Consider the following 22,237-nt stretch of genomic DNA (forward strand, 5'->3'; position numbering starts at 1 on the left):
GCGAGAAGCCACAACGCCGCAACAAACATCAGTAGACTGCATAGAGTCTGCTGTTGGAGAAGATGAATGCCCCGTACGATTTTGTCTCGCCTTGTCATTGCGTGTGTGCTTGTGCCGGCGCTTGCGCACCCGGTTCGTGCCTTTGCCGCCGCGTCTTCCGCAGGCGCCGGGCCGCAGGACGCCCAGACGGATACTGCCGTCCCTGCGAAGAAAGAGAACGACCGCCCAGTGGAAAGCAGCCTGCTCAAACGTCCGGTGCTGTGGAAGGAACAGGACACCATCAGCAGTCTCGATCTGTATCTGGGACAGGGCGGCGAAAAGCACCTGCCCGCACCACCCTTCACCTTTGTGGCGGAAGGCAAAAACGGCACCAATCCCAAGTTCGACGTCACCGACGCGAACGGCACAGGTTGGCGCTGCAAGCTGGGCGATGAGGCCCGGCCAGAGGTCGTGGCCTCACGCCTGCTGTGGGCCGTGGGTTACTACGTGAACGACGACTACCTGCTGCCCCGGGCGCAGGTTCAGAAAATTCACCTGAAACGCGGTGGAGACCAGGTGAAAGGCGATCGTGTGGAAAACGTGCGCTTCGCACGTAAGCCAGCGCACGAGAAGAAGGTCGGCACGTGGGAATGGAAGGCCAACCCTTTCTACGGGACGCGCGAGTTCAATGGGCTGCGCGTCATGATGGCCGTGATGAACAATTGGGACCTGAAGGACGAAAACAACTCCGTCTACCAGGACAGCAAAAGTGGCGCGCAGATCTTCTTGATCAACGACGTTGGAGCTACGTTTGGGTCGAACGGGCTTGCCTTTTCCAAAGCGCGCGCCAAAGGCAATATTGACAGCTTCAAAGGGTCAAAATTCATTACGCGTGTAAATGGCGACACGGTGGATTTTGCGACGCCTTCAGCGCCGACTTCCGTTCTGCTGTTGAGCGTGGGAACGAATGTGGGCTACTACACGAAGCGAAAGGCTCTGGAATGGATCGGCCGTGACATCCCCGTGCAAGACGCGCGCTGGATGGGATCCATCCTGAGCCAACTTTCGCACCAGCAACTCTTTGACGCCTTCCGGGCGGGAAATTTCCCCATTGAAGCCATCAACGATTATGTGAGCGTGGTGGAAGACCGCATTCAAGAGCTCAAGTCGCTGTAAACCGGGGCAACAACGGCCTGCCGCGATCCTCGTTGCGCATGCGACGGGGTGACCGCGCCCGAAAAGAGCGACTTATCCGGTTTCTAACCGCCTCCCAGGCGGACACAGTCTCGGAGAGCAAAGCTCCTAACCAGAAAACGAGCGGAGTTACGCGAGCAGGGCTGGCTCTCCCTCGCTGGAGTGGAACTGAATGTCATACAGCTGGTGATACACACCATGCTCTCGCCGCATCAGCTCGTCATGCGTACCGTTCTCCATGATGCGACCGTCCTTCAACACATAAATACAATCCGCGTTCCGGACCGTGGAGAGCCGGTGCGCAATGACGATGGCAGTCTTCTGCTGCATGAGCCTGTCCAGCGCCTCAAACACCAGGTGTTCCGACTTGGCGTCCAGCGCCGCTGTTGGCTCATCCAGAATCAGGATCGGACTGTTGCGAACGATGGCGCGCGCGATTGCGATACGCTGGCGCTGTCCGCCAGACAACGTAATGCCTCGCTCACCGACGGTGGTCGCGTACTTCTGCGGAAGTTGATCGATGAACTCCGATGCGTTTGCCGCCTGCGCCGCCGCGATGATTTCTTCCTTGGTCGCCTCGGGCCGCCCGTACGCAATGTTTTCCCAGATGGTGCCGCTGAACAAGACGGTGTCCTGCAGTACAAAGCTGATCTGACTGCGCAACGACTTCTGCTTCCACTCGCGCACATCGCGGCCATCAATCTTGACTACGCCACGGATCGGGTCGTAGAAGCGGGCGATCAAATTCACTAACGTCGTTTTGCCGGAACCGGTGGGTCCAACCAGCGCGATCGTGTGACCAGGTTCAACATGAATGCTCACGTCGCTCAGCACCGGCCGGTCCTCACTGTAGTAGAACGATACGTTCTCCACGTCGACGAAGCCCTGCAGCTTGGGAGCGTTCTTCGCATTCGGCAGATCCCGCATGTCCTCGACCTTGCCGATCACTTCCTGAATGCGCTCGTAGCCGATGTCCGCCTTGGTATAGGTGTCCATCGTCTTTGAGAGTTCCTGCATCGGCTTGTACATCTTTGCGATGTAGGTCAGGAACACAACCATGGAACCCGCGGACAGGCCACCGGCCAATGCAAAGCTGGCGCCGAAATACAGCACCGCGCACGTTCCGGCTGCAACCACAACGTCCACCATGGGGACAAGGCGCGCCTTCATCGCCCGTGCGCGCAACGAAGCTTCGACTGTTTCCAGCGACTCGCCCTCGAGCCGATGCACCTCGTAATCCTCGCGCGCAAAAGCCTTCACCACGCGCATGGACCCGAGTACTTCCTGCACCACGGAGATCATCTTGCCTTCGTGTTGGCGCACCTCCCGCGAAAGCTTTTTCGCACGCCGGGTGTAGGTGTACACAATTCCGAACAACACCGGCACGACCGAAAGCGCCACCAGCGTGAACCGCCAATTCATGTGAAACATGACCGCAATCATGAAAACCAGCGTGAGGACGTTGACCAGAATCCCGAGCAGCCCCTGCACGATAAAGGTCTGCACAGAATCGATGTCGCTCGTCACGCGGCTGATCAGGTCGCCTGTCTTGCTGTGGTCGTGGTAGCTCATGCTGAGCCGCTGCACGTGCGCGTACAAGCTGCGGCGCAGGTCGTGCGTGACCCACTGCCCCACGCTGGTCGTCAGGTATTTATCGCCATAGGAGCAAAGTGCATCCAGCACCGCGATCAGGCCAACCGCAGCGCAGGCGAACAGAAGAATATGGTGTGCATCAAGGCCGACCGTGTGACGAATCAGTTTGAACAGCCAGCCGTGCGACTGCTTGTGACCGATCACATTGTCGATCACGATCTTTAGCGGCCACGGCTGCGCCACATCCGCGGCGCTCTCGCCCACGATGCATAGAAACGCCAACAGTAGCGACCGCTTGTGCGGTTGCAGCAGGCTCAAAATCGTTGTGCGGTCGTTTTCTCCGGGCATTGGATCTGAGGGCATCAAAGGAATTGGACGCGCTTACAACGCGTCAGGGTGCGCGAAGGCTCAGGACCTCTGGTCCATCGTCCCAGAATGGGGCTACGGGAGCAAGGTGTAAGGAATGCCAAAGCGGCCGATCTGCATCGTGGCGTGCTCGCCGGGCGGCCCAATGCGAAATGCTTCCACACGCGTTCCTGCAGGCAAAAGTCGCGCGATTGCGCTGCCCTTCTCCTGACCGGTAGCAGCGTCATACAGATGCACATCCAGTCCCTCCGGAACACGCTTCCACCCGAAAACGTACTTGCCTGGCGCAAGCGTCAGGCCGGCCAAACGCATCGGTGCCGCCATAATCAAGTAGTGCGAGTACTTGCCGTCCGCGGAGTATCCGGCCGTGATCAGCACGACTCCCGCGATCACCTTTCCCTGCTCGTCTACGATGCCCGACGCGGTGCGCATCTCTGTTTCGATGCGCTCCTTCTCCACCGGCGCGCGCGCGGGCAGCGCCTGCGAAAGCTCCGCCTCCGTCGCGCTGCGCCAGGTGTGCTGCTGTGCGACAAGCAACGGCGTAAGCGCACCACTTACAAACAGAACCAGACCTCCGCACATCCGCCGCATGCTCATCGCAGGTGCACAATCCCGCGCTGAATGGCCACAGTCGCCGCGTGCGTGCGGTCGGCCACGCCCAGCTTGCTTAGCAGGCTGTTTACGTGAGTCTTCACAGTGGTCTCGCTGATGCCGAGGTCGCTCGCGGCATCGCGGTTGGACCGGCCCGCGACGATTCGCTCCAGTACTTCCAGCTCGCGCGGTGTCAGCTCTTGCCCGCTGACGCGATCTGCAAGCTTCTCCGCGATTGCGGATGGAATGCGCGACTTACCGGTATGCACGATGCGAATCGTCTCAAGCAGTTCCTCGATCGTCATGCCTTTCAGCAGGTATCCCTTAGCGCCGGCCTGTAGCGCACGATAGATATCTTCATCGCCGTCATAGGTCGTCAGCACCACGAAACGCGCAGTGGGATGCTCGGCCCGGATGCGCTGAATTGCTTCCACGCCGCCCATGGGCTGCATCTGCAGGTCCATCAGCGTCACATCCGGCGCGTGCGCCGCATAGCGCTGTATCGCCTCGCGCCCATCCGCCGCCTCGGCGACCACCTCGACTGAATCGGAGGCGCGCAGCAGCGCCGCCAGACCCTGCCGCACCACATGGTGATCATCCACGATCATGACCCGGATCTTCTCCGCCACCTTTACGCCTCCCGTTTTCCGCCGTCGATCAGCCGCAACTCTACGCAGGTGCCCTGCCCCGGTGCGCTTTGCACCGTCAGCGTTGCGCCCATGGCTGCGGCGCGCTCTCGCATGCCGCGTACCCCGTAGTGTCCCGGTTTTGCCGCACCCGCGGCAACGTCGAAACCTGCGCCATCATCGCTCACACGAAGCAGAACCGCATCCTCCGAATAGATGAGTTCGACCTGAATGTGCCCCGCCTGTGCATGCTGCCGGGCGTTGCCGAAAGCTTCCTTGCCAATGCGAAACATTTCCCGCTCGCGGGACGGCGCAAGCGCACGGTACGCTCCGGTTACCAGAAACGCGGCAGTGTCGACGCGTTCCGTCACGGCCGCAAGCCGCGCAGGCAATGTCTCTTTGGAACCGCCGGCGCGGATCGCCCAGATGCTTTCGCGTGCGTCCTGAATGCCCTCCCGCACCAGCGTGCGCGTCGCATCAATCTGCTCCTTCGCTGCTTCGGTGGCACCACCGCGCAGCAGCTGCGAGGTCACCTCAAGCTGCAGAGAAACGGCTACAAAATCCTGCGCCAGCGTGTCATGGATCTCGCGCGCAATCCGGTTTCGCTCTTGCAGCACGGTTTCAAAATCACGGCGCACGCGGCGCAGTCGCAGCCAGTAAATCCCGTACCCTGCTGCGGCAGCCAGCAGCACGAGCAGAGCATAGAACCACCACCTGCGATACACGGGTGCTTCCACGCGGAACGTCACGGTCGCATCGGAGCGGCTCACGACGCCTTCCGCGTTCATCGCCTGCACGCGAAACAGGAAGCGGCCGGGCGGCAGGTTGGTGTACTCCGCCGTGCTGCCGGACTGCCACGGCGACCAGTCCCGGTCGAAGCCGGCCAGCAAGTAGCGAAAGCGCACCTGTGCCGGAGCGCGCAGACTCAACCCCGCAAATCCGATCGCGATCCTCCGCCTGCCCGCTCCAACGCGGATCTCGGACCGGAGCTGCGCGGGGCTATCATCGACCCTGACCTCCTCAACCGCAATGCCAGGCGGGACTGCATTGGGCTCGCTCTGCCGTGCGTTCACGAAGGCGAGGCCGCGACGCGTCGCAAACCATAACATCCCTTCGCGGTTGCGCGTTGCGACCGGATAGCCAAGCGTCGGCAATTCCACGCTGGGCATACCATCCGCGACGCCAAATTGCCGCACGCTCACACCGCACGTCGTCTGCCCGGCGCAAGCCCGCAGTGACGTCTCCGACGCTCGCAGCAGGCCCGCCGCGGTACGCACCCAAAGATTACCGGCGCCGTCAGCAAGTACGGCCGCAATGCTGCCGCGGAGTGCCGGCTGGTTCAAAGCCAGCAGCCGCTTCCCAGACAGCAAGAATAGCCCCTGCCCCGTCCCAACCCATAACGTCCCGGCCTCCGTTTGAAAAAGCGACGCTACCGCGACCGCTGCCCGATTCACCGGTCCAATCCGGAGCAACGCCTTACCATCCCACCGTGCCAGGCCTGCAACCGTTCCAATCCACACCGAGCCATCGCGGTCCTGCAGCAGTGCTCCGATCACGTCGCTGGGCAGACCATCGCTCACGGTCAGCACGCGCTCGACCCGCCGGTCGCGCAGCTCCGCCACGCCGCGCCGCGTGCCCGCCCATACTGTGCCACCGCGCGCAATCAGGAGCGAACGAATAAAGTCATCGGGCAAGCCATCGGCTGCGGTCATGTGCTCAACGTGGACACCTTGTATGTGGTCCAGTCCCTCCGGCGAGCCCACCCAAACGTCCGTTGCTCCCGCGACCAACGACAGGATCACGTCGCTCGCCAGTCGCTGCGGAGCAGGCTGGTCAGTCGTTCCGCCGGGCCGCAGCATGCGCAATCCGGCGTCCCGCGTGCCGGCCCACAGGGTGCCGTCAGCCGCGGCAGCCAGCGCTGTGACCGACTCACCGGCCAAGGCGGCGGAGCTGCCAATCGAGCGTTCGCGCAACCCGAACAGGCCGCTGCTGTCCGTCCCGAACCACGCATCGCCTTCGCGATCCATCAATGCACTCAGCACCGCATTGTTGGCGACGAATGCAACAGGTTCCGCAACCCCATCGCGGGAACGGAGCACCGCCGCACCACGATTCGTGCCGGCAAGCGCGCCGCCGGGCCACAACCGCAGCGACTCCAACCGGCTGCCCGGCAGCTCGCGGCCCACCTGCCATTGGCGCAGTACCTGCAGCCGAGCATCTCGCAGCTCCACAACGCTCGCATCCGCCGTCCAGATCTGGTGTGCCGCGTCTTCCGCGATCTGCAAAATGCCTCGCGGCAGCGGACCTTTCCTCTGGATTTCTGTGCCGAGCACTCGAAACAGATCCGTTCCTGCCACGACCAGTGCCGAGCCATCCGCCGCGGGCCCCATCGCCCCCGGCAACGCACCACCAGCCAGCGTGACAGTCGACACCGATTCGCCGTGCAAACGCTGCAGGCCTGCGGTGGTCAGCACCAACACATCGCCGTCGCTTTCGCGCTGCAGACTCAACACCTCGCCAGTGATGCCGGGCACCAGGCTGAATCCGCCGTCCTGCAGCATGACAACACCGCTCGCGGTTCCAAACAGCACACGCCCCGGCGTCGCTTCGGCAATGCAGCACACGTCGTCGCTGGCAAAGGCAGGTTCGTTTGCGGAGGAGTAATGCTGGAAGCGCAACCCGTTGAAGCGCGCGACGCCGTTCTCTGTCGCCAGCCACAGGTAACCGTCCTTGGACTGCAGCAGCGCATGGACGCTGTTTTGCGGCAAGCCCTCCTCGGTCGTCCAGTTCTGTACCTGTGGTGTCTGCGCCCCGCACCACAGATGCAGACAAAAAGCCCACAGGTACAGGATGTACCGCGCACGCGGTGACACAGAAGGTAAGCGCAGCCGGGGCCACGCTTGCCTTGTACTCTGCTTCGACCGATGCACCGCCGCCCGCACAGCCTAGAGGCTAGCGCACTTCACCCCAAAACCGTGCAGCCGGGTGCCCTAGTTTCCGGCCTGCGTGCCTACGTTCGCCTCGATCAGCTCCGGCGCGGCAAGCCCGTCCTCTAGTAATCCATGCTGCAGCAGCACCGCACTTTGCCAGGCAGCTCCAAGCGCGCGCGTGTATTCCACCTGCAGTTGCAACAGCGTTTTCTGTGCGGCAACAGTTTGCGGGTACGCTGCCGCCATGGCCGCATACTTCTGCTGGTACAGCTCTACCGTACGTTGCGCTCGCGGCAACAACTCGTCATGGTAGATCCGTGCCTGGTTCATGGCGTTGCTGTAATCCTGCATTTGCTGTTCGGCCTGCATGTGCAACGACAACTGCGTCCGTGCCACCTCGGCCTGCGCGCCGGCTTGCTGCGCCCTGGCCGCTTCCACCGCGCCCTGGTTGCGGTTCCACAGCGGCAGCGTCAGCCCAGCCTGTGCGATACCGACCACGCCGACGCGTCGGGACGGCTCGAGCGGTTCATTGTCCTGCTGCAAACCGCCCTTCAGGACAAGCTGCGGACCGGCCTGTTTTCGCGCGCTTCGAATCGCCGCTTCGCCCGCAGCAGCCTGCTGCTGTGCAGCCTTTACCATCAGGCTTCCCTCTGCCGCATCCGACTCCGCTGCCGGACCGAGCACAGGCACTGCGGTCAGATCACCCGCAAGCGGAGCGATCGGCAGCGCCGCGTCACCACTGATCGCCGCAAGCGCCGCCCATGCCTTTCGGTATGCCCGTTGCGCCGAGGCAAGCTCCAGCTTCGCCTGTTCGCGTTCCACCTCGCTTCCGAGCACGTCTGGCGCGTCGGCCTGTCCAATGTTCGCCAACTGATGCGACGCGATGACCGCATCCGACGCAAGTGCCGCCATCTGCCCGCGCAACTCGATCTCCCGTTGCACAGCGAGCGCGGCATAAAAAGCCTGTGCCACCGCGGATTCCACGCGTCGCCGCTGCGCCGCAAGCACGGTTTCCGCTGCGATCGCCCGCGCCGTAATGGCGTCGCGTGCCGAGCTACGCTGCCCGGCCAGCGGAATGGTCTGTTGCACGTAGCCGCCCTGCTCGCCGCCTGCATAGCTGCCGCCGCGAACGTGATCGGCCTCATACCCGATCTCCGGGTTCTGCCACAGCCCAGCCTGCTTCGCCTCGGCATGCAAGCGGCGTACCTGCGCTTCAGCCTGCCGCAGCGTCGGGTTGCTCTTCGCTGCCCGTTCCGTAAAGAACTGCAGTGGCTCCGGCGCGCGCACCTTGGCGTCCGCCAGCAGATCGGGCATGGATGCATCTTCCGATCCGGTCCGCCGCTCGGGGTGCTCCTGCTCCTGCAGCGTCGCAGGCAAAGCAATCGGGGTCGGCGTTGCGGCCGCCGGACGTGGCTGCAGCGATGTGTCCCCATCGGCGAGTTGCCCGAAGGGGACCACAGGCTGCGGCGGCTTTGTACTCTGCTGCCCTGAGTGCTTCACCGTCGCCGGCTGCGGCTTCAGAGCATTTGGATGCGCGGGCTTCGTGTGAGCGGGCATGCCCTCCATCGGCATTTGCATGGGCATCTGCCCACGGAGCGGCGACAGGCAAAGGAAGCATGTGAACGCGAGGATTCGCTTCATTCCCGCCCTCCCTTGGTCGACGGCATCTGCATCCCCGGAATGCTGCTGTGATCCATTCCCGGCATCGACGAATCGTTCCTGCCCGGCATGCCGTCCTGTTGCGATCTGCCGCCCTGCTTCGCTGCGACGCGCTGCATAACCTCGTCGTACTGAGCCGGCGGCAACACGCGCACAAATGTCATCATGCCCTGCATGTTCTCGCTCCACCCAGGCGGCAGACCATGGTTCTCCGGCTTGTCGACCATCGCATCCATGTTCATCATGGGACCTTCCATGTACGCGTCCTGCGGGAAGTTGGGCACGCTGTTCGCGTTGGGCGCGACCTCAAGCCGCTGCATGCCGTGCATCATGTCCGCCATCGGGTCCTGCGCTGCCGCACTGTCGTGCTTCATGCCCGCGCCGCGCGTACCCGCCGACAACATGCCATTCGTAGTAAAGGTGTCTCCGCTGAACGGCCGTGAGCTATTGGAGCTCATCTGGTTCATCATGTGGTGCGGCAGATGGCAGTGCAGCATCCAGTTGCCCGGATTGTTTGCCACGAACTCGATTTCGCGTGCCTGCGCCACACCCACCAGCACGGTGTTGCCCGGCCACCACGCCGTTTCCGGGATGCGTCCGCCCTCCGTACCTGTCACGTAGAACGTGTGACCATGCAGGTGCATGGGGTGGTGATCCATCCCCAGATTCACGAAACGAATACGCACTCGGCTGCCCAGCCGCACCACAAGCGGCGTCGGCGCCGGCCCGCTCTTTCCGTTCAGCACCAGCCAGTTGAACTCCATGTTGGCGCTGTTCGGTACGGTGTTACTCGGCAGCACCGCGTACTCCTGCAGGTGCACCAGGAAGTCATGATCGGCCGCCGGCGCGTGCGCCTCACGCGGATGCATAATGAACCCGCCCAGCATGCCCACCATCTCCTGCATCGCCATGTGCGAGTGGTAAAAAAATGTGCCCGTTTGCGTGATGGTGAACTCGTACGTGTACGACCCACCCGGCGGCACCGCGCGCTGCGAGATGTTCGGCATGCCGTCGTAGCGGATGCTGTCTTCGAACCCATGCCAATGGATCGACGTCGGCTCCGGCAGAGCGTTTTCAAACAGCACACGCACCTTATCGCCCTGCGTCACCTGGATCGTCGGCCCCGGCGCTGAGCCGTTGTATCCCCACAGCGCGACGGTCTTGCCAGGCGCGATTTCGCGCTGAATCACCTCCGCGCGCAACCGGAATACCTTCCAGCCATTCTCCATCGTGAATGAGAGGTCGGGCACATCGGTCGTTACGACACGCACAGGCGCTGCGCCTGCACTGCCTGCCCTCGCTCCCCGCTTGATTGCTGCCGCGCTCTCAGACGCCGGGCCCCCGTTTCCGCTTCCCATTCCGTGCAGTGCCGGAGCATCACCCGCGCGCACGGCACCTTCCGCCAAAGCCGGCGCTGCGGCCAGCCCAGCGCCCATGCTCAGCGCACGGCGCAAAAATCCACGTCGATTCGTCATTGCCCTTCATCCTCAAGACCACAACAACCAGCCATTGCGAACGCAAACCGGCGCACGCAGTACTCACTCAATTGGCTTGAGGAAGAATCAGATTCTTAGGGGTACACGGAAGGACAGAGGCGGGTCGGGCTGCCGGAACGCCGCATGGGTTACATCGGCCTGCTCGTCTGGGAGTCGCGCGGCAACGCCCACCCGCAAAGGGATAGGCACAGCCACAACGACCGTTGCAGCAATGGTCCGCGCCGGCGATGGCAAAGCTGTAAGACAGTGCTGCTCACAACTGTTATTCTGCGGGGCCGGCACCTTCGTGTGCAACTTACTGCAGCATGGATTGTCACATCGTTCGGCCACGGTGCTCTGCATCACACCCGGCACCGCGCTCGTGTGACGCCCATCGCTTTGCGGATGCGCTGTCTCCGCGCCCATGCACAACTGAGCACTCACGATCCCAAAGACCGCAAGCAGGACCAAACACCACGCGACGCATCGTTCCATAGACGTCCGATTCGGGCCCTGCGCACTGTGCAGACGAATGCTCACCTGCTCTTAGGATGCACGACTCGCCGCCGCGCTTCACATCCCAAAAACTACTGCACCGGTCCACAGCGCGGAATGACGCGCAGGTCCAACAGTTCCACCTCCGGCGTCAGATAACCGTCCCGTACCGGCTCCTCCCGCAACAGGCCCGTGCTCAGGTATTTTTTGTTGTCGTCGCAAAACACCGTCGCTGTGACCGGAACCGCGTGCGGCGACGAAACTCCTGCCATGACCGCCGCAAGAAAGTTGCAGCCCGAGGAGATGCCCAGCGCCAGCCCGAACTGTCTCGCCAGCGCCTGCGCCATCAAGATCGCGTCCCCGTCATGCACCGCCAACACCGGGTCAAGCTCGTGCAGCTTCACAATCTCTGGAATGAACTCGTCCGAGATCCCCTGAATGCGGTGCGATCCGATTTTGTGCCCAGTTGAGAGCGTAGGCGACTCTGCCGGCTCCACGGGATGGCAACGCGCCGCCATGCGCGCCGCGCGCAATGCCCGCGACACCCCCATCACGGTGCCACCGGTGCCGACTCCGGCCACAAACGCGTCCAGCGGCAGTCCGGCCATATGTAACTGCGCCAGCAGCTCCGGCCCTGTGCCCTTGGCGTGAGCCTCCACGTTGGCGCAGTTTTCAAACTGCCGCGGCAGGAACACCTCGTGCCGTGACGCGCTTAGCTTGCGGCAACACTCAATCGAGCCAAGAAAACCGCCTTGCTCCTTGCTCACATTTTCCACCGTCGCGCCGTAGCTGCGAATCAGGTCGTGCCGCTCACGGCTCATCCAATCAGGCATGTAGATCGTGACCGGGTGGCCCATCGCCGAGCCCAGCGCCGCGAACGCAATACCCGTGTTGCCGCTGGTCGCCTCCACGATGCAGTCCCCCGGCCGCAGCGTGCCATCTGCATACGCCGTCTCCAGGATGTGCAGCGCCATGCGGTCCTTGATGGACCCGCTCAGGTTCAGGTGCTCGGCCTTGGCACACACCTTGCCTTCGCGTCCGCGGAAGCGATAGTCAACGACCAGCAACTGCGTGTTTCCCACCATCGCTCGAAGCGTGGAAAGCCGCCTTCTGCCCTCAGGCGAAAGCTGTGAAACAGCAGAGGAAACCGCGTCCGCGACTTGCATACTGCTACCCTAGACCGCATGCGCATTTCCTGTACCCACACGTTATGAGAAATATTAAGGTACTTGCCTTATGAAACAGCCCAAGAACTCACCTTTTTCTGGAGTTCGTAAGCCGCTGACGCATCCTGTCGTTGCAAAGCTGAAGACGGTCGCTGACCCTCCACACCTGGACAGGACCGATCTTCTCCTGCTCGATGAGCTGCAGGGGAACGCTCGAACGCCTTTCGCGGAGCTCGCGCGACGCGTCCATCTCTCAACGCCTGCCGTCATCGACCGCATCCGGCGGCTTGAGGACACGGGCGTTCTGCTCGGCTATCGAGCGCAGATCAACGCCGCCGCGCTCGGCCTCGGCATTCGTGCCTTCGTCAAAGTCACCGTAGCCGGAGACCGCATCGCGGCTTTCGCCACACTCGCCCGCTCCATTCCAGAGGTTCTCGAGTGCCACCGTGTCACCGGAAACGAGAGCTTTCTGGCCCAGGTGGCCGTGCGCGACATGGATCACCTGGAACAGGTGCTCGATTCCCTCATGCCGTATGTCTCGACAAACACGTCCATTGTGCTGAATTCACCTGTCAGCTACGCCGGTATCGCGCCGCACACCGGTGCCGCGCCGGCACCCACCGCACCGCGACGCCGCAAAACCTGACGGCGAATGCTACGCGTCCCATCATGCGACACTCAGGCCCTTTGCCCTGTACTCCCGTCCCGGCACGCCGATAAGCCGCTGGTATGCGGAACTACAACCAAAGCGTTACCCCACGCTCCACCTCACCCATCGCCCGCCTTCTTCGAACAGCATGGGTACGCCGACCGTGGCGGCCTTTCCGTGCTCTTCGCCACCTGTTCCGCAGCGTGGGTGAGCTCGACCGAGTCACCGCGGTTGCAATCTCGGTGCAGTGGGTTGCCGCCATGTTCATCGCCCACACGCTGGCGGAGTCCAGCGCGGTCGGGCGCTCTTTGCCCCGGCTGGCGCTGTTCGCGGGCGCGAGCCTTTGCGGCCCGCTTACCTGCTTTGGCGTGGTGCGGGCCATGCACCGGATGCGCAGTCAACGATTTCAGCGCGAGCACCTGCTGCACTGCGTGCAGCACGATGAGTTGACAGGACTGCCGAATCGCGCTGCAATGCAGCAGCTTCTGATCGAGCTCATTCGCAAGGCAGGCACGGCGAACACGGCCCTGCAATGCCTTTATCTCGACCTGGACGGCCTGCGGCACGCCAACACCCTGCTGGGCTACCGTGCCGGCGACGAACTGCTGCAGCAGATCGTTTCGCGCGTCGCCAATTGCTTGCACCCCACCGACCACTTCAGCCGTTTCGGCGGAGACAAATTTGTCGTTCTGCTGCACCGCAGCATCTCGCGCTCTGAGCTGAACGCTCTCGCCGAGTGCATGGTGCACACCATTTCGCGTCCACATGCAATCAAAAACCGGGACTTCACCACCGGTGTCAGCATCGGCATCGCCAGCTACCCCGGTAATGCCAGCAACGCTGAGGCGCTGATCGCCGCCGCTGAACGCGCCATGTACCTGGTCAAGCGCTCCGGACGCGACAGCTTTCGGCACGCCGAACAAAGCACCGGACCGGATGAGTCGCGCAGCCGCATTCTGGCCGACAAGCTGCAGCGCGCACTGCTCAACGACGAACTCCGGCTCGTCTACCAGCCCATTTACGACCGCAACGGCCGCATTGTTGCCGCTGAGGCGCTCGCGCGCTGGCACGATGTTGAGCACGGCAACATCTCGCCGGCCGAATTCATCCCTATCGCCGAGGAGACCGGCCTCATTGTTCCGCTGTCTACCTGGGTCTTGCGCCGCGCTTGCCGGCAGATGTGTGCCTGGCAACATTCCGGCGCGGCGATCCGCCGCATTGCGGTGAATATCTCCGTGCTGCAGGTGTCGCGCGAAGACTTCGTCCGCACCATCGAATCCGTGCTGCAGGAAAGCGCTCTGCCACCCGACTGCCTCGAGCTGGAGGTGACCGAAGGCGCGCTTGCCCGCGACTTCGCCTCCGTCAAGGCTCACTTACAGGAGCTGCGCGATCTGGGCGTACGCATCTCCATCGACGACTTCGGTACGGGCTACTCGTCCTTTGGCCGTCTGCGCGAGTTGAACGCAGACGCTCTTAAAATCGACCGTGTCTTCGTGCAGGGCGCGCACGATACACACAACGGCGTCGTTGTTCTGCAGGCGCTGATCGAGATGGCGCACACCCTGAACCTGAGCGTGGTCGCCGAAGGCGTGGAAACCACCGAGCAGATGGAGATGCTTCGCTCACTCCGCTGCAACGAAATGCAAGGCTTTCTGCTGGCGCGGCCACTGGAGCCAGATCAGTTACACAAGCTGTTGCTCGCTCCTGAGCAACACGCCTGTGCGCCGGCGGAAGACGAGATGGCCGCCTGTCTCTTACCCGGCTTCGCCTGAGAGCGCGCCTGCTCTGCCATGCTGCCCAGTGTCGCGCAACAGAAAGGCCACGGCAACGCCGCGGCCTTTCGAAATCGAACAGAGTTACAGCGAGTTCATGTTGTGCAGAAATTCGCTGTTGTTCCGCGTCTTTGCCAGCTTGTCCGTCAGCAGCTCCATGGCTTCCGTCGGCGAGAGCGGGTTCAGCACCTTGCGCAGAATCCACGTACGCTGCAGGTCTTCCTTCGGAATCAGCAGCTCTTCCTTACGTGTGCCCGAGCGCTGGATGTCAATCGCCGGGAAGACGCGCTTGTCGACCAGCTTGCGGTCCAGGATCACTTCCATGTTGCCGGTGCCCTTGAACTCTTCAAAGATCACTTCGTCCATGCGCGATCCCGTATCGACCAATGCCGTCGCCATGATCGTCAGCGAGCCGCCCTCTTCGATGTTGCGTGCCGCACCAAAAAAGCGCTTCGGGCGCTGCAGCGCATTCGAATCCACGCCGCCCGACAGAACCTTGCCGCTCGGCGGAACGATGGTGTTATACGCACGCGCCAGGCGCGTAATCGAATCCAGCAGAATGACGACGTCGCGCTTGTGCTCCACCAATCGCTTTGCCTTCTCAATAACCATCTCGGCGACTTGCACGTGCCGCGCCGCAGGTTCGTCGAAGGTCGAACTGATGACTTCACCCTTGACCGAGCGCTGCATGTCCGTCACTTCCTCCGGACGCTCATCGATGAGCAAGACAATCAAAACGACTTCGGGGTGGTTCGCCGTGATGGAATTCGCGATTGCCTGCAACAGAACGGTCTTACCGGTGCGCGGTGGCGCCACAATCAATCCGCGCTGACCCTTGCCCACGGGCGTCAGCAGGTCCATCACACGACCGCTGATATTGTCGCGAACCGTCTCCATCTTCACGCGCTCGTCAGCGTACAGCGGTGTCAGGTTGTCGAACAGAATCTTGTTTCGCGTTTCTTCCGGTGACTCGAAATTAATCGCCTCGATCTTGACGAGCGCGAAATACTTTTCGCCTTCGTGCGGCGGCCGCACGTTGCCGCTGATGGTGTCGCCCGTCTTCAGGTCGAATTTGCGAATCTGTGACGGCGAAACGTAAATGTCATCTGGACCGGGCAGGTAGTTGTAATCGGGCGAGCGGAGAAAACCGTAGCCGTCGGGCAGAATCTCAAGCACGCCCTCGGCGAAGATGTGGCCTTCTTTTTCGCTCTGCGCCTGCAGAATTTTGAAGATCAGGTCCTGCTTGCGAAGGGCGCTGGTGCCTTGAATGTCGAGGCCGCGCGCGAGCTTACCGAGCTCCGCGATGCTCTTTTCTTTGAGTTCAGAAATGGTCATGTTCACCTGGTACTGCAGATCATTGGATAGGAATGGGTGTTACCGGAAGGGGGTCGAGCGGAGGGTGTTGCGGAGAAATCGGTCTGCTGAGACTGCCGGTGCTGCGGATGTTGGGAAGGGATCGGAGAGAAGAGGTGATCATTAAAGTGGGCCGCGCTCCGGCACGGCCCCGGGAAACTAAGCCGCGCGGCGCTCCTCGATGTGATCCAGCACCTCTTCGGGCTCCGGTCCCACCTCAAACGTCGTTGGCACCTGTTCGCGGAAACGGCCCAGAACCTCGTTGGTCGTGTCCTGCAGCCGGGTGTTCGGCTTGTGCAGCTTGCGTGTCGCTTTGCTGGCCAACTGGCACAACTGGTAACGGTTCGTAACGTGCGTCAGCGCACCAAAAATTAAATCAGATCGCATGAAATTGCTCCTTTGGGTCGTCGCGCCCGTACTCTCCTGCTAAATCCGCCGATGATCATGGAGAAGGGCGCTGCTCATTACATTGGACGGTGAAACCCAGCCTTGGGTCGCAATCACCGTGGCCTGCTGACCGCATGGCGCTCTTTTGGCGCCTGTTGCATCAGAAAGACGCTTGTGGAAGACACCGTCCCGACAACCGGCGACACCTGCATGGCGCGAAGAACATGGCCTGAAGCTCTCGACGCACACCCAATCCGAAGTTACCGAAGCGTTCTCGGCATTTCGGTTCCTTTGAAAACTTACTGGCTCCGGTTCAGGAACGCAACACTTATTTCCGCCCTGACCGCCTTCCTTTCGGATACCGGTGTGCTGTCGCGAACCCTGTCCCGGATATTCGGCTTTTTCGAGCACACCTGCCCGCGCCTTCGACGAAGCCATCATGACCAGTAGCTTCGATCAAGCGTCCGGTACTGGATCGCCTCCGCAATGTGCTTCACCGCTATGTCCTGCGCGCCCTCCAGGTCCGCCACCGTGCGGGCCACCTTCAAAATCCGGTCGTGCGCACGCGCGCTCAGCCCCTGCTGCTGCATGGCACGCTCCAGAAGCCGTTCCGCATCGGTGGTCAGCTCACAGTGCAGCCGAATCTGCTGGGTCGACATCTGCGCGTTGCTATACACCGCCTTGCCACGCCTGGCACCGGACTGCGCCCCGGTTCGGCTGAAGCGGTTGTGCTGCAGTTCTCGTGCGGCCAGCACCCGCGCCCGAATCTCCTGTGATCCCTCCGCGGCGCTGCCCTGCCGCAGTTCCTTGTACTGCACCGCCGGCACCTCAATGTGAATGTCGATCCGGTCCAGCAGCGGACCACTCACCTTCGACACGTAGCGCTGGATCATGGGCGGTGTGCAGGTACACTCCCGTTGCGTGTCGTTGAAGTAACCGCAAGGGCAAGGATTCATCGCAGCCGCCAGCATGAACCGGGCCGGAAAGCTAAGACTCATCGCCGCACGCGAGATCGTTACCGTGCCATCCTCTAACGGCTGGCGCAGCACCTCCAGCACGTTGCGCGGAAACTCCGGAACCTCATCCAGAAACAGCAACCCGTTGTGCGCCAGCGACACCTCGCCCGGGCGCGGCACCATGCCACCGCCAATCAGCCCTGCATCGCTGACCGTATGGTGCGGCGAGCGAAACGGCCTCTGTGTCACCAGGCCCTGCTCGCCATTCAGCACGCCCGCCACGGAGTGAATCTTCGTCGTCTCCAGCGCCTCCTCAAATCGCAGCGGCGCCAGAATGCCCGGCAGCCGCTTCGCCAGCATCGTCTTGCCACTGCCCGGTGGCCCAATCATCAGAATGTTGTGCCCACCCGCCGCCGCAACCTCCAGCGCCCGCTTGGCCGTGTGCTGCCCGCGTACGTCTTTGAAGTCCAGCGGGAACGCCTCCGTCTCATGCAGCAGCTCCTGTGCCTGCACGCGCAGTGGCTGGGCCGTCAGTGTTCCAAAGCTCTCCGCATTCAGCAGCTCGCGCACCTCAATCAGCGTGCGCACCGGATACACGTCCACGCCCTCCACAACCGCGGCCTCGCGCGCATTCGCCGCAGGCACAATGAACTTGCGAATGCCCTTGTCGCGCGCCAGAACAGCCATGGGCAACACGCCCGGCACCGCTCGAACCGCGCCATCCAGCCCAAGCTCGCCGATTATCAGGAAGTCGCTCACGTCGCGCGCGTGCAACGCTCCATACGCTCCCAGAATCCCGATTGCAATCGGCAGGTCGAACCCTGAGCCCTCCTTTTTCAGGTCCGCCGGCGCCAGGTTGACGGTGATCCGCGTCGTCGGCAAGTCAAAACCAGAGTTGCGAATCGCCGACTGCACGCGATCCCGGCTCTCGCGCACCGCTGTGTCCGGCAGGCCGACCATGTTGAAGATAGCCTTCTCCAGCTTGGCCCCGCTGAAGTCCACCTCCACCTCGATCAGGTGGGCGTCAATGCCATACACTGCTGCGCTGAATGCCTTGAAGAGCATGACTGCTAAAACGACCTGCTTTGCCTTAGAGTGACTTGCACCCACGCTACAGCATCGCCCAAGAAAGCCACATAGCACTTTCGCGGCCTACAATCACCTCTGTTGTGACAAGTCTCTTTGAGCTGTTCAAGATCGGCATCGGCCCTTCCAGTTCCCACACGGTCGGCCCCATGCGCGCCGCGGCATCCTTCCTCTCCGGTCTGTCGCGCTCTGGGCTGCTTCCAACGACAACACGCGTGCAGATCGACCTGTATGGCTCACTCGCCCTTACCGGCATTGGCCACGGTACGGACACAGCGATCCTGCAGGGTCTGAACGGGTACGCGCCCGACAGCATCACGCCCCAGCAGCAGCAGGACGCGCTTGACCGTGCCGCGAAGAACTCACTCAATTTAGCCGGCGAACGCAGCATTCCCTTCGCCCGTGAACACGACCTGCTGTTCCACCGCGATCAAATGTACCCCGACGCGGATCGCCCCACGCACCCCAACGGCATGCGCTTCATCGCCTTCGACAGCAACGGCGCAACTCTCGCAACAGAAACCTACTACTCCATCGGTGGCGGCTTCATCGTTACCGCCGAACACTTCAGCAACAGCGAGTCTGCCGTCCCGCCCACCAGCCGCAGGGTTCCCTACGCGTTCCGCAGCGCAGCCGAACTGCTCACCATCGCGCAACAGCACTCCCTCACCATCGCGGAACTGGTTTTGCAGAACGAAGTTGCCATGCTGGGGGATCCGGCGATTCCGCGCCCACGGCTTGACACCACGCCACAGAACCCGCGTGTTCAGGTCATCGCCGGTCTGCTCGCGCTCGCCGATGTGATGTTCGACAGCATCGAACGCGGCATTGCCACAGAAGGCATACTGCCCGGCGGCCTAAACGTGCGCCGCCGCGCGTGTCGCCTTGCCGCACGCCTGCGCGACCTCGGCTCCGCCGATCCTCTCGCACCACTCGATTGGGTCACCGTCTTCGCCATGGCGGTGAACGAGGAGAACGCTGCCGGTGGACGCGTCGTCACCGCGCCGACCAATGGAGCTGCCGGCGTCATCCCCGCGATCGCCCGCTACTACCGCGATCACATCGCCAACGCCGATACCGCGGGCCTGGTGCGCTACTTTCTGACCGCCGCAGCCGTCGGCATTCTGTACAAGGAAAACGCCAGCATCAGCGGAGCTGAGGTCGGCTGCCAGGGCGAAGTCGGCGTCGCCTGCTCCATGGCCGCGGGCGGCCTGGTTGCCGCAATGGGTGGCACAAACGCACAGGTGGAACACGCCGCAGAGATCGCGATGGAGCACAACCTGGGCATGACGTGCGATCCCATTGGCGGCCTCGTGCAGATTCCCTGCATCGAGCGCAACGCCATGGGCGCGGTCAAAGCAGTCAACAGCACGCGCATGGCAATGCACGAAACCGACGAACACAAAGTCTCGCTCGACCAAGTCATCCGCACCATGTATCAGACTGGTCTCGACATGCAGTCGCGCTACAAAGAGACATCGCTCGCAGGCCTTGCGCTGAACGTGATCGAGTGCTGAAGACGCGACCTTCAACATCGCTTCTCACAGCAGAAGGAAACGTCCCCGTTTTGCACGTCACGTTTTCACTTTTCTGTTGACACTCGCTGCGCACATCTCTATACATTCGATAGTTGCTTCAAGCAGCGCACCGTCATCACTCAGGGAGAGTAGACGGACAACACGCGAAGCGGTGGCAAAGGCCGCGACGCAAGGCAAAGCAAGTCTCACCAAGGGGAAGCGCTCAGCGCTTCCCCTTCTTGCATCCCGGCACACACGGCGTCCACGCGTGTCATGAACGATCTCGCTGACCCGCTCGCTCTCTGACTTGCTGACTCGCTCTCTGACTTGCTGACTCGCTCACTCGCTGCTCTACTCAACCCATGACGCGCCGCCGCTGGATTGCCGACACGTGGAACGAAGCACGCACCACAGCCGCCCTCACCGGCGATCAGGCCGCGCATCTCGCCCGCGTGCTGCGTGCGCAGCCCGGCCAGATCTTCGACGTGGTCGCCGGCGGCTTTCTCCATCGCGCGGAGGTGACAAGCGTCCGCGAAGACGAAGTCACCTTCGCTCTGCACGAAGAGCACGCAGCCGACGCCGCGCTTCCCGTCCATCTCCTGCTCGCCGTCTTTAAGTTCGATCACTTCGAGTGGGGTGTTGAGAAGGCGACCGAACTCGGCGTCGCCCGCCTTACGCCCGTCCTCGCGCGCCGTACCGAAAAGCACCTCGCACAAGCCGCCGCAAAGCGCGTCGAGCGATGGCGGCGCATCGCGCACGAAGCCTCGCAGCAATCCCGCCGTTCCGACGTGCCCGCGATCGACGATCCACAACCACTCGCTGCGGCGATACAGACCGTCGATGCTCCGCTTCGTATCCTGCTCGCTGAAACCGAAGAAGAAAATTCTCTTCTCGCTGCTCTCGCCGCCGCAGCGTCGTCGCAGAACGTCGCGCTCGCCATTGGTCCCGAGGGCGGCTGGACGGCCGAAGAGATGCAACGCTTCTCCGCCGCACAGTGGCAGCACGTTACACTCGGCCCGCGAATCCTGCGCGCCGAGACCGCAGCAATCTCAGCACTGGCGATCGCAAGTGCATTCCTCACGTCCTGAAGTCTGCATATAAAAAGCAAAGCCGGCGATCTCTCGCCGGCTTTCGCATTCTTTGGTTGCGCTTAGCTGAACATTTCCTTCACGCGATCCATAATCCCGTGGGAGTGCGGCGTATTCTCAATCGAGCCGAGTTCCCCCAACTGCTTCAGCAACTCTTTCTGTTGCTTGTTCAGCTTGGTCGGCGTCTGCACCCGTACCTCCACGATCAGGTCGCCCTTGCCGTTCGAGTTCAGGTGCGGCACGCCTTTGCTGCGCAGCTTAAAGGTCTTGCCGCTCTGCGTCCCGTCCGGCACCTTCAGCACCGCCGGACCCTCCAGCGTAGCAATTTCCAACTCATCACCCAGCGCCGCCTGCGTATAGCTGATCGGCACCACGCAGTGCAGGTCGTCGCCTTCACGCGTGAACACCTTGTGTGGCTTCACGCCGAGCACTACGTACAGGTCGCCTGCGGGGCCATCGAACTTGCCCGCTTCACCCTCACCCTGGTAGCGGATGCGCGTGCTATCCTCCACGCCCGCCGGCACCTTCACGTGCAGCGTATGTTCGTGCTGCACACGTGACTCACCGCGGCACGTTTGGCACGGATCGTTAATTTGCACGCCTGTTCCATCGCACTTCGGGCAAGTCTTTGCCACGCTGAAAAAGCCCTGCTGAAAACGCACCTGACCCGCGCCCCGGCACTGCGAGCACGTCTGCGGCTGCTTGCCGTTCGCAGAACCCGTGCCGCGACAATCCGTGCAAGCCTCCGCACGCTTCACCTTGATCTCGCGCTCCACTCCAAATACGGACTCTTCAAACTCCAGCGACATGTCGAAGCGCAGATCGCGGCCACGCTGCTGGCGAGACTGACGCCGCCCACCTGCGCCGCCCATGTTGAACATCTCGCCAAAGATGTCGCCAAAGATGTCGCCCAGATCCTGTGGATTGCCGCTGAAGCCGCCGAAACCACCCGGGAAGCCGCCGCCCTGCCCACCACTCGCCGGGCCACCCACACCCGCATGACCGAAGCGGTCGTAGGCCGCGCGCTTTTGCGGATCGCTCAACACCGCATATGCCTCGGAGCATTCCTTGAACTTCTCCTCGGCACCTTTGTCACCCGGGTTGCGATCCGGGTGAAACTGCATCGCCAGCTTGCGATACGCCGTCTTGATCTCGCCGTCCGAGGCGGTCCGAGTGACCGAAAGCACCTCGTAGTAATCCGCCTTCATCGTTGCTCCCGCCAAAACCTTCTCCTCCGCCTCGCGCCTCTTCGCCGCGCACTCAAGAACTGTCACCTCGACCGGAGCAGGACAGCTTCATCGTGCTGCGCAGTGGAGAGACCCGCATTTCTTCTTCTCGGCGATCAAGCGCGCCGA

General features: G+C 62.3%; 16 protein-coding genes. 5 read left to right on the forward strand and 11 right to left on the reverse strand.

Annotated features, from left to right (window positions below):
• Window positions 1-66: 66 nt before the first annotated feature.
• Window positions 67-1,155, forward strand: a complete 1,089-nt coding sequence (locus ACOFKT_RS10820; RefSeq protein WP_419804006.1) for a hypothetical protein — start codon at window positions 67-69, stop codon at window positions 1,153-1,155.
• A 147-nt stretch (window positions 1,156-1,302) separates the two neighbouring features.
• Here ACOFKT_RS10820 and ACOFKT_RS10825 read toward each other — a convergent pair whose 3' ends face one another.
• The 7 genes from ACOFKT_RS10825 to ACOFKT_RS10855 form a co-directional block, all read right to left on the reverse strand.
• On the reverse strand, window positions 1,303-3,129 hold the full coding sequence (locus tag ACOFKT_RS10825; RefSeq protein WP_419804007.1) for an ABC transporter ATP-binding protein: 1,827 nt from the start codon (window positions 3,127-3,129) through the stop codon (window positions 1,303-1,305).
• Between the two features lie 78 nt (window positions 3,130-3,207).
• Complete coding sequence (locus ACOFKT_RS10830) at window positions 3,208-3,729, reverse strand: hypothetical protein (protein WP_419804008.1); 522 nt, start codon at window positions 3,727-3,729, stop codon at window positions 3,208-3,210.
• Window positions 3,726-4,352 (reverse strand): response regulator, encoded by a 627-nt coding sequence (locus ACOFKT_RS10835; protein ID WP_419804009.1) that lies wholly within the window; start codon window positions 4,350-4,352, stop codon window positions 3,726-3,728. The genes ACOFKT_RS10830 and ACOFKT_RS10835 overlap by 4 nt, the downstream gene beginning before the upstream one ends.
• 2 nt (window positions 4,353-4,354) lie before the next feature.
• Entirely contained in the window at window positions 4,355-7,117 is a 2,763-nt protein-coding gene (locus ACOFKT_RS10840) for a sensor histidine kinase (RefSeq protein WP_419804010.1), read from the reverse strand.
• A 222-nt stretch (window positions 7,118-7,339) separates the two neighbouring features.
• Window positions 7,340-8,920 (reverse strand): TolC family protein, encoded by a 1,581-nt coding sequence (locus ACOFKT_RS10845; RefSeq protein WP_419804011.1) that lies wholly within the window; start codon window positions 8,918-8,920, stop codon window positions 7,340-7,342.
• Window positions 8,917-10,413: a multicopper oxidase family protein gene (locus ACOFKT_RS10850; RefSeq protein ID WP_419804012.1), complete on the reverse strand. Its 1,497-nt coding sequence runs from the start codon at window positions 10,411-10,413 to the stop codon at window positions 8,917-8,919. The genes ACOFKT_RS10845 and ACOFKT_RS10850 overlap by 4 nt, the downstream gene beginning before the upstream one ends.
• A gap of 587 nt (window positions 10,414-11,000) precedes the next feature.
• Window positions 11,001-12,074: a PLP-dependent cysteine synthase family protein gene (locus ACOFKT_RS10855; RefSeq protein ID WP_419804013.1), complete on the reverse strand. Its 1,074-nt coding sequence runs from the start codon at window positions 12,072-12,074 to the stop codon at window positions 11,001-11,003.
• A 70-nt stretch (window positions 12,075-12,144) separates the two neighbouring features.
• Between ACOFKT_RS10855 and ACOFKT_RS10860 the strand changes: the two genes are divergently transcribed.
• Both ACOFKT_RS10860 and ACOFKT_RS10865 read left to right on the forward strand, forming a co-directional pair.
• Complete coding sequence (locus ACOFKT_RS10860) at window positions 12,145-12,720, forward strand: Lrp/AsnC family transcriptional regulator (protein ID WP_419804014.1); 576 nt, start codon at window positions 12,145-12,147, stop codon at window positions 12,718-12,720.
• Window positions 12,721-12,803: 83 nt separating this feature from the next.
• On the forward strand, window positions 12,804-14,495 hold the full coding sequence (locus ACOFKT_RS10865; protein WP_419804015.1) for a putative bifunctional diguanylate cyclase/phosphodiesterase: 1,692 nt from the start codon (window positions 12,804-12,806) through the stop codon (window positions 14,493-14,495).
• Between the two features lie 84 nt (window positions 14,496-14,579).
• Here the strand turns inward: ACOFKT_RS10865 and rho are convergent, their stop codons facing one another.
• The 3 genes from rho to ACOFKT_RS10880 form a co-directional block, all read right to left on the reverse strand.
• Entirely contained in the window at window positions 14,580-15,830 is a 1,251-nt protein-coding gene (rho, locus tag ACOFKT_RS10870) for a transcription termination factor Rho (RefSeq protein ID WP_419804016.1), read from the reverse strand.
• A gap of 177 nt (window positions 15,831-16,007) precedes the next feature.
• The gene (locus ACOFKT_RS10875; RefSeq protein ID WP_419804017.1) at window positions 16,008-16,235 is read right to left on the reverse strand and encodes a DNA-directed RNA polymerase subunit omega; all 228 of its coding nucleotides are present in this window, start codon (window positions 16,233-16,235) and stop codon (window positions 16,008-16,010) included.
• Between the two features lie 437 nt (window positions 16,236-16,672).
• On the reverse strand, window positions 16,673-18,256 hold the full coding sequence (locus ACOFKT_RS10880) for a YifB family Mg chelatase-like AAA ATPase (RefSeq protein WP_419804018.1): 1,584 nt from the start codon (window positions 18,254-18,256) through the stop codon (window positions 16,673-16,675).
• 104 nt (window positions 18,257-18,360) lie between these two features.
• On the opposite strand from ACOFKT_RS10880, the gene ACOFKT_RS10885 reads away from it, so the two are divergent.
• Both ACOFKT_RS10885 and ACOFKT_RS10890 read left to right on the forward strand, forming a co-directional pair.
• On the forward strand, window positions 18,361-19,794 hold the full coding sequence (locus ACOFKT_RS10885; protein WP_419804019.1) for an L-serine ammonia-lyase: 1,434 nt from the start codon (window positions 18,361-18,363) through the stop codon (window positions 19,792-19,794).
• Window positions 19,795-20,156: 362 nt separating this feature from the next.
• Window positions 20,157-20,882, forward strand: a complete 726-nt coding sequence (locus ACOFKT_RS10890; RefSeq protein WP_419804020.1) for an RsmE family RNA methyltransferase — start codon at window positions 20,157-20,159, stop codon at window positions 20,880-20,882.
• A 62-nt stretch (window positions 20,883-20,944) separates the two neighbouring features.
• Here ACOFKT_RS10890 and dnaJ read toward each other — a convergent pair whose 3' ends face one another.
• Window positions 20,945-22,090 carry a molecular chaperone DnaJ gene (dnaJ, locus tag ACOFKT_RS10895; protein WP_419807151.1) on the reverse strand — a complete coding sequence of 382 codons (1,146 nt, stop codon included), beginning with the start codon at window positions 22,088-22,090 and terminating at the stop codon, window positions 20,945-20,947.
• Window positions 22,091-22,237: the final 147 nt, after the last annotated feature.

Origin of the sequence: Terriglobus sp., from assembly GCF_965201105.1 — a bacterium.
Classification (GTDB): Bacteria; Acidobacteriota; Terriglobia; order Terriglobales; family Acidobacteriaceae; genus Terriglobus.

Bases quoted from the DNA above. Each gene is read 5' to 3' on its own strand.
- ACOFKT_RS10880 (WP_419804018.1), bottom strand. From the start codon at position 18,256: ATGCTCTTCAAGGCATTCAGCGCAGCAGTGTATGGCATTGACGCCCAC.
- ACOFKT_RS10855 (WP_419804013.1), bottom strand. From the start codon at position 12,074: ATGCAAGTCGCGGACGCGGTTTCCTCTGCTGTTTCACAGCTTTCGCCT.
- ACOFKT_RS10850 (WP_419804012.1), bottom strand. From the start codon at position 10,413: ATGACGAATCGACGTGGATTTTTGCGCCGTGCGCTGAGCATGGGCGCT.
- ACOFKT_RS10875 (WP_419804017.1), bottom strand. From the start codon at position 16,235: ATGCGATCTGATTTAATTTTTGGTGCGCTGACGCACGTTACGAACCGT.
- dnaJ (WP_419807151.1), bottom strand. From the start codon at position 22,090: ATGAAGGCGGATTACTACGAGGTGCTTTCGGTCACTCGGACCGCCTCG.
- ACOFKT_RS10830 (WP_419804008.1), bottom strand. From the start codon at position 3,729: ATGAGCATGCGGCGGATGTGCGGAGGTCTGGTTCTGTTTGTAAGTGGT.
- ACOFKT_RS10865 (WP_419804015.1), top strand. From the start codon at position 12,804: ATGCGGAACTACAACCAAAGCGTTACCCCACGCTCCACCTCACCCATC.
- ACOFKT_RS10890 (WP_419804020.1), top strand. From the start codon at position 20,157: ATGACGCGCCGCCGCTGGATTGCCGACACGTGGAACGAAGCACGCACC.
- ACOFKT_RS10845 (WP_419804011.1), bottom strand. From the start codon at position 8,920: ATGAAGCGAATCCTCGCGTTCACATGCTTCCTTTGCCTGTCGCCGCTC.
- ACOFKT_RS10860 (WP_419804014.1), top strand. From the start codon at position 12,145: ATGAAACAGCCCAAGAACTCACCTTTTTCTGGAGTTCGTAAGCCGCTG.
- ACOFKT_RS10820 (WP_419804006.1), top strand. From the start codon at position 67: ATGCCCCGTACGATTTTGTCTCGCCTTGTCATTGCGTGTGTGCTTGTG.
- rho (WP_419804016.1), bottom strand. From the start codon at position 15,830: ATGACCATTTCTGAACTCAAAGAAAAGAGCATCGCGGAGCTCGGTAAG.
- ACOFKT_RS10825 (WP_419804007.1), bottom strand. From the start codon at position 3,129: ATGCCCTCAGATCCAATGCCCGGAGAAAACGACCGCACAACGATTTTG.